The sequence below is a fragment of the Streptomyces sp. NPDC002573 genome, from assembly GCF_042889625.1.
Classification (GTDB): Bacteria; Actinomycetota; Actinomycetes; order Streptomycetales; family Streptomycetaceae; genus Streptomyces; species Streptomyces gibsoniae.
Map to the genome: position 1 here is coordinate 1 of NZ_JBIARC010000065.1, position 5,727 is coordinate 5,727.

The 5,727-nt window shown below is 71.6% G+C and carries 5 protein-coding genes and 1 pseudogene; 4 read left to right on the forward strand and 2 right to left on the reverse strand.

The genetic code is table 11. The features are described from left to right. Positions 1-326 precede the first annotated feature (326 nt). The 4 genes from ACFYX0_RS37595 to ACFYX0_RS37610 all read left to right on the forward strand — a co-directional run bounded on the left by ACFYX0_RS37595 (position 327) and on the right by ACFYX0_RS37610 (position 4,490). Positions 327-1,790: a hypothetical protein gene (locus ACFYX0_RS37595; protein ID WP_388977715.1), complete on the forward strand. Its 1,464-nt coding sequence runs from the start codon at positions 327-329 to the stop codon at positions 1,788-1,790. A gap of 179 nt (positions 1,791-1,969) precedes the next feature. After that, positions 1,970-3,226, forward strand: coding sequence for a hypothetical protein (locus ACFYX0_RS37600; protein WP_388977718.1), 1,257 nt, complete (start codon positions 1,970-1,972; stop codon positions 3,224-3,226). A gap of 448 nt (positions 3,227-3,674) precedes the next feature. Then, positions 3,675-4,253, forward strand: a complete 579-nt coding sequence (locus ACFYX0_RS37605; RefSeq protein WP_388977721.1) for a phosphatase PAP2 family protein — start codon at positions 3,675-3,677, stop codon at positions 4,251-4,253. Further along, the gene (locus ACFYX0_RS37610) at positions 4,254-4,490 is read left to right on the forward strand and encodes a hypothetical protein (protein WP_355924801.1); all 237 of its coding nucleotides are present in this window, start codon (positions 4,254-4,256) and stop codon (positions 4,488-4,490) included. Between the two features lie 128 nt (positions 4,491-4,618). On the opposite strand, the gene ACFYX0_RS37615 is transcribed toward ACFYX0_RS37610, so the two are convergent. Together ACFYX0_RS37615 and ACFYX0_RS37620 are read right to left on the reverse strand one after the other, a co-directional pair. Beyond that, positions 4,619-5,302, reverse strand: coding sequence for a hypothetical protein (locus ACFYX0_RS37615; RefSeq protein WP_388977724.1), 684 nt, complete (start codon positions 5,300-5,302; stop codon positions 4,619-4,621). After that, positions 5,299-5,727, reverse strand: a pseudogene (locus tag ACFYX0_RS37620) (hypothetical protein); the annotation flags it as partial. The pseudogene ACFYX0_RS37620 and the gene ACFYX0_RS37615, both read right to left, overlap by 4 nt.

A 5,727-nucleotide genomic window follows, 5' to 3' on the forward strand; every position in this document is an offset into this window, starting at 1 on the left:
GGGCCACCCCCCCCCCCCGGGGCCGCCCCCCGGCCGGGGGGGGGTGGGGGGGGGCGGGTTTAACGGGGCACCCGGCCCCCCCCCCCCCCCCCCCGGGGGGGGGGGGGGGGGGCCCCCCCCCCCCCCCCCCCCCCCCACGGCAGACCAGTGCGCATGTCGCCGGATCGTGACCGATGGTCGGGGGTTATGGCCGCCGGCGTGGTCGGGGGCGCTGGATGGGCTGACGGCATGGATCTCGCGCACCTCTACTCACCCGGCAACCCCGCTCCCGTCGAGCCCGCGGACGCGCAGCAAGGCGTCAGCGGCTTGGCGCGGGGTGGATGGCGATGAGCCGCTTGGGGGCGGGGGTCCGTCGTGGGGTGATGGCGGGGGACCGGTTCACCCAGATCGCCAACGGGCTCTTCCGCGACTCCCGGCTCTCGTTCAAGGCGAAAGGGATCTTCGGCTGCATCAGTTCCCATCGGACCGGCTGGCGGGTGACGGTCGCCGACCTGGTGAGAGCGGGGTCCGACGGGCGGGACGCCGTACGCGCCGGCCTGAGCGAACTGCAGAAGTACGGCTACCTCGTTCGCGAGCAGCTGAGGCACGACAACGGAACGCTCGGCGAGATCGCCTACTCGATCACGGACCGACCGGCGGCCACGGACGCCGACCTTATGCAGGCGGCCGGTATGGCGTTCGCCACCGTCCCGGACGGCGAGGCGGGGCGCAGCCGGGGGGCAGGGATCCGGCGCGGGGTGATGGCGGCGGATGAGTTCACCCAGATCGCCAACGGCCTGTTGCGCGACGGCAGGCTGTCCTTCAAGGCGAAGGGCTTGTTCGGACTGATCAGCACGCACCGGGACGGCTGGCGGATGACCGTCACCGACCTGGCGCGCCGCGGCCGCGACGGCGAGGCGGCCGTGAAGAGCGGGCTCAGGGAGCTGGAGCAGCACGGCTTCCTGCGCAGGGAACGCGAGCGCAACCCGGATGGCACCCTCGGCGCGGTCGCGTACGTCATCACCGACCTGCCCGGCCTGCACCACAGCAGGCCGCAGCCGATGTCGGGTTTTCCACCGGTGGACAGCCCGACGTCGGTTCATCGGCCCCCTAAGAACACCAACCCAAAGAAGACCAATCACCAGAACACCAGAGCCCTCCGTCCGTGCGGCCGCGGCGACGTCGCGCGGACGCTCGCAGGGACGGAGCAGCCGCAGACACCAGCGCCCTCGTCGGCCGCGTTCCCGGCGGACGAGTTGCATCCGGGGATCCGGCTGCTGCTCGAGATCGCAGCGAGCCGTCCCGAACTGCTGCTGACCGAGCAGGCGCTGACTGATCAGGGCCGCGTGGTCACCGTGATGATGGAGGCCGGCTGGAGCCCGGAGCAGCTGCGCCACGTCATCACCGGCCGGCCCCTGCCGAACCCGGTGCGTACCTCGGTCAGGGCGGTCATCGCCGCCCGCCTGCGCGCCGCCCAGGCCTACCCGCCACCCGACACCTTCATCAGCCATCACCGTGCAGCGCCCCCCGAGGACGCGCCGCCCGCGGGGCCGGTGACCTCGCTCTCGTCCACCATGTCTGCCGCCCGCACCGTGACCGAGGCCCTGACCCACCGGGCGCTCGCCGAGTGCGCCGGCTGCGGTGCTCCCCACACCGCACCCGGCCAAGGCCTCTGCCCGGCCTGCCTCGGCTGGCCGCTGTGCCGCACCTGCCCGGGACCAACCCCCCGGCGCGCCCGCCCCGACGGCGACGGCCGCTGCACCACCTGCGCCACCGCATCGATCAGCCCTCTGGAAGGGATCACCCCATGACCGACTGCACACCGCCGGCGCCCCGGATCGCTCGGCGGCTGAGTCCCTTCGGGCAGCAGCCGCAGCGCTGGGAGAGAGAACGCTCCCGCGCTGTGCGCGGCGGGCACGTCTGCCCCGAGGCGCCGTGCACGACCGGCTGCGAACCGGTCCTGATCCGGGAACGAACCGGGTGGGGGTGGGTGGACTGGACTGTGCCGGCCGACGGAAGCCTGCCCGAACGGCCGCACCGGATCGCCGTCTTCACCCCGATCGCAACCCGCGCCCAGCACCTCGCCCTGGGCTGGCTGGCCCGGCGTCCCGGACGCCGTATCCGCCTCGGCTCGGTGACCGTACGGACCGCCACAGCCGTCGCCCTGGCCCTCAGCCTGGCCGCGGCCACCCTCGCGCTCACCCATGGCGCGCCCCTCAGCATCGTGCTGCCGACGGCCGCCTTGACCCCGCTGCTCATGAAGCATCTGCTCGACCGGCTTGATGTCCGCACGAGCGGACACGTCCGGATCGTCGAGGCAGAGGCGGCCTGCCACTGTCTGCAGCGCCTTGCCGCCCTGTACGCAGGCCTCGTCCAGGCTGCCGCCCGCAGCAACGCTCGCGAGCTGCGGCGCGCCATCGAGATCGGCCACCATCAGCTGTTCGACACAGCCGACCTGCTCCAGCGCCGCGACACCCGCTCGGCCTCCAGCGAGCTCATCGCCGCTGAGCGGCTGATGCTGCAACTCGCCATCCAGGCAGGGCAGATCGCCACGCCTGCACAGGGCGACGCGCGGTCCAGCCGACAAGACCGGCTCGGCGCACAGCACCCGCTGGGCCCCTATCCGCCCGTGCCCCGCCGACAGGCCGAGCCCTCAGCCGCGCACACGACCCCCATCCCGTCGACGAGGGAGGAAGCCCACATGCCCCAGCACGGTCCCGAGCAGTCCACCTGCGGGGTGTATCTGCTGTTCGCCCACGAGGCGTATCACCCGGTCGGCGCCCAGGAGATCAACACCTCGCTCGTCGCCGCAGCCTCCCTGCTGCACCCGCGCGTACGACAGCCCGACGGCGCGCGCATCTACGATCGCCTCACCCGCGGGCGCCGGTCGGGTGAGATCGTGCCGCTGGCAACGCTCACCCACGAACTGGGCGGCGGTGCGCTCTGGCCGGAGGTCGGCGACTGGGAGGCGGTCACGGCGGACTTGCTTCAGCTCATCGGTGATCAGGAATGCGATGCCCTCAGCCTGGGCCTGCCGGACATCGCCCGTGCCCTGGTGTGCTCCGGCCCCCACAGCCAGGTGCGTGCCTATGACCCGGCGGCCGGGCGGTATCAGGTGTACGGGCCGGCCGACCGCATCGAGGTCCTCGCCGAGGTCGGCAGGCAACTGGCCTGGGCGGAAGCCGGGTGCGCTTGGTGGCCGGGCGATGGCCTGCTGGCCCCCGTCAATCCAGAGGAAACCACATGATGTTCGGCTCCTGGTCCTGCAGGTGGAGCTTCGCCGGCTGCTGACCCGGCGCCCACACCATCGCAAGATCAAATAGGAGGCGTGCGGATAGGCGCGGTGGGGGGACACCGGCAACAGGACGGGCACGGGTCCTGGTGATCACGGAGTTGCTGGGTGACCCGGCGGAGCAGGCCGGCGGACTTTCGCAGCCGCTTGTTGTAGCCGGGTTGCTGCGGCAAGTACGAGAAGGGGTGCCGCAGGTGGGCCGCGGCCTACCGGAGCCACCTGGTTTCGGAGGTGACACCGAGTATGGCCTGCGTCATCGCAAGAGTGACCAGCTCGGCGTCCGTGAGCTGCGGCGCGATCCTCACGGCTGGTCGCCAGGGCGCCAGGTTCGACGCTCCTTCAGCAGATCATCGCTCCTCGCATAGAGTGCCGTCGCGAGGTGATCACCTGAGAGGATGACGGCATGACGGCGGTGTTCGCTCCCGTTACTGCGGCGGACCGGCATGTCCTGCGGTGGCTCGTCGCGCACCGGAGTGCCCACTGGACCAGCCTGGCGAAGGGGTTGATGAACCTCGGACTCAGTGTTGTCTTCCTGGGCCTCGCGCTCCTGGCCGCGCTGCTCGTGGTGGCGGTCGTGCGCGCGGCCCGGCCGGTGATCGCGGCGGCGGGCGCCGCGGCGCTGTTCTCGGTGGTGGCCTCGCTTCTGCTGAAGCATCTCATCGCCCGACCGCGGCCGGACTCCGGCCTGGCTCTGGTTCAGGCGGGCGGGTACTCCATGCCGTCCACCGATGCCGCCCTGGTGGCCGGGCTCACCGTCGCTGCCCTTTTCGCGGTGCGGTGGTCGAGCCGGGGCCGGCGACGGGCGGCGGCCGCCGCCGTGGTAGCGGCGAACCTGGTGACGGGCCTGGCACTGGTGTACCTCGGTGTGCACTGGACGACCGACGTGCTTGCCGGGTGGGCGCTGGGCGGCGCGACGGGCGCAGTCGTCGGCACCCTCAAACCCCGTGGTGCGCCGCGCCCCGTCCAGCACGTGACGTCCTAGATGATCGTTTTCAAGGAATCGGCTGCGCGCATCGTTCATCTCGTTCCCCTGGGGGGTCTGCCGCTGTGCGGCTCAGCGCTGGCTGATCCAGGTCAGGATCTGCTCGGCGACGTCCTCACCAAGGACGCGGCAGACACCGCTGAGCAGACCGAGAATGATCGTGCCGGTGACGGCGCTCAGGACGCGGTGACGCGAAGCGAAGGCACGGAAGGCCGTCCACGACGACTTCCAACATGACGTCCATCTCGTAGTCGGCCTGCTTCTGGCGGTCCTCGGGGATGCCACCAGGGAAGGCTCTGTTCTCGTATAGCTACGGCGAACGGACATGCGCGCTGCGGTGGCCACTTCGGCAGGCCACCGCGACGTCATCGGCAGTCGTAGGTCAGCCTCCTGACCGCCGTGTGCATCGACGGCGTGAGGACGCGGAGTTCCGCTCGGCCGGGGCGGTGGCCCTTGCCTTTGAAAGTCCAGAGGAGGCTGAGGGTGGCGTGACGTTGGCCGAGGGGCAGGCGTTCACGCAGGACGCCCGAGGACTTGCCGTCGCTGCGGAACCAGCGGTAGGTGACGGTGCCCGGGCTGCCGTTCGTCGTGACCCGGGCAAGGATCTGCGCCGTCTCGCCGCAGTTCAGCTTTGCTGGGCGGGCGGTGACGGACACGTCGAGTACTTCCACCGAGGGGCCGAGCCGCTGCCACGCCAGGAAGGCGAGGACGCAGAGGAAGACCAGCGCCGGGAGCGTGTGGCGGCGCAGGTCGCTGCGTGGGACGGGCGGGGGTGTGACGGCCAGCCTGCTGTGTTTACGGCGGGCCGTCGCCGCCGTGACACCGGGGCCGAAGCGCAGGACCGTGCCCTCCACCCGCTCGGGCGTCGTCGTGGCCGCCTCGTCCAGCACCGTCGCGGCCAGCTCGCCCGGTGTCGGTGTGGCCGGCTCCTCGCGCTCCGGGCCGGTGACCCAGTGGCTGGCCAGCTCCGTCGCGCTGTACTCGGCGGCGGAAGGGCCGCCCAGGCTGCGGCAGGGCTCCTCGGGGGCACGGTCGTCGGGTGGGATCATCGCACACACGGCCCCTTATCGACGCTGATCTCCTGGGACGCGACGCCGTCGGCGCTCGCGGGATCGGTCTTCGCCTGGACCGTCCAGAACCATATGCCGCATGCGTATGGGGTGGGGGTCTGGAAGTCATGTTTGATGGTGCCCTCGTAGGTGGTTTTTCCGTTGAGTGGGTACGACTGCGGCGCCCCGTCGGGCGGCCCCGGCTCGCCCTGGACCCTGCCCGAGAACCAGCTGACCGTGAGGGACAGTGGTCCGGTGCCGTCCGTGGTGATGGTCAGCTTCACCGTGGCCGTGGACGGCCCGGTCTTTCGGAACTCCGTCACCTCGATGTGGTTCACGGTCGGCGGGGTCTCGGTGCCGTTGCCGCCCCTGGTGGTGCCGCTGCCGTTGCCGCCCCTGGTGGTGCCGCTGCCGTTGCCGCCCCG

What these genes read in the sequence shown, in the direction of transcription:
- ACFYX0_RS37595 (WP_388977715.1), top strand. Translation starts at nt 327, where the DNA reads ATGAGCCGCTTGGGGGCGGGGGTCCGTCGTGGGGTGATGGCGGGGGAC.
- ACFYX0_RS37605 (WP_388977721.1), top strand. Translation starts at nt 3,675, where the DNA reads ATGACGGCGGTGTTCGCTCCCGTTACTGCGGCGGACCGGCATGTCCTG.
- ACFYX0_RS37610 (WP_355924801.1), top strand. Translation starts at nt 4,254, where the DNA reads ATGATCGTTTTCAAGGAATCGGCTGCGCGCATCGTTCATCTCGTTCCC.
- ACFYX0_RS37615 (WP_388977724.1), bottom strand. Translation starts at nt 5,302, where the DNA reads ATGATCCCACCCGACGACCGTGCCCCCGAGGAGCCCTGCCGCAGCCTG.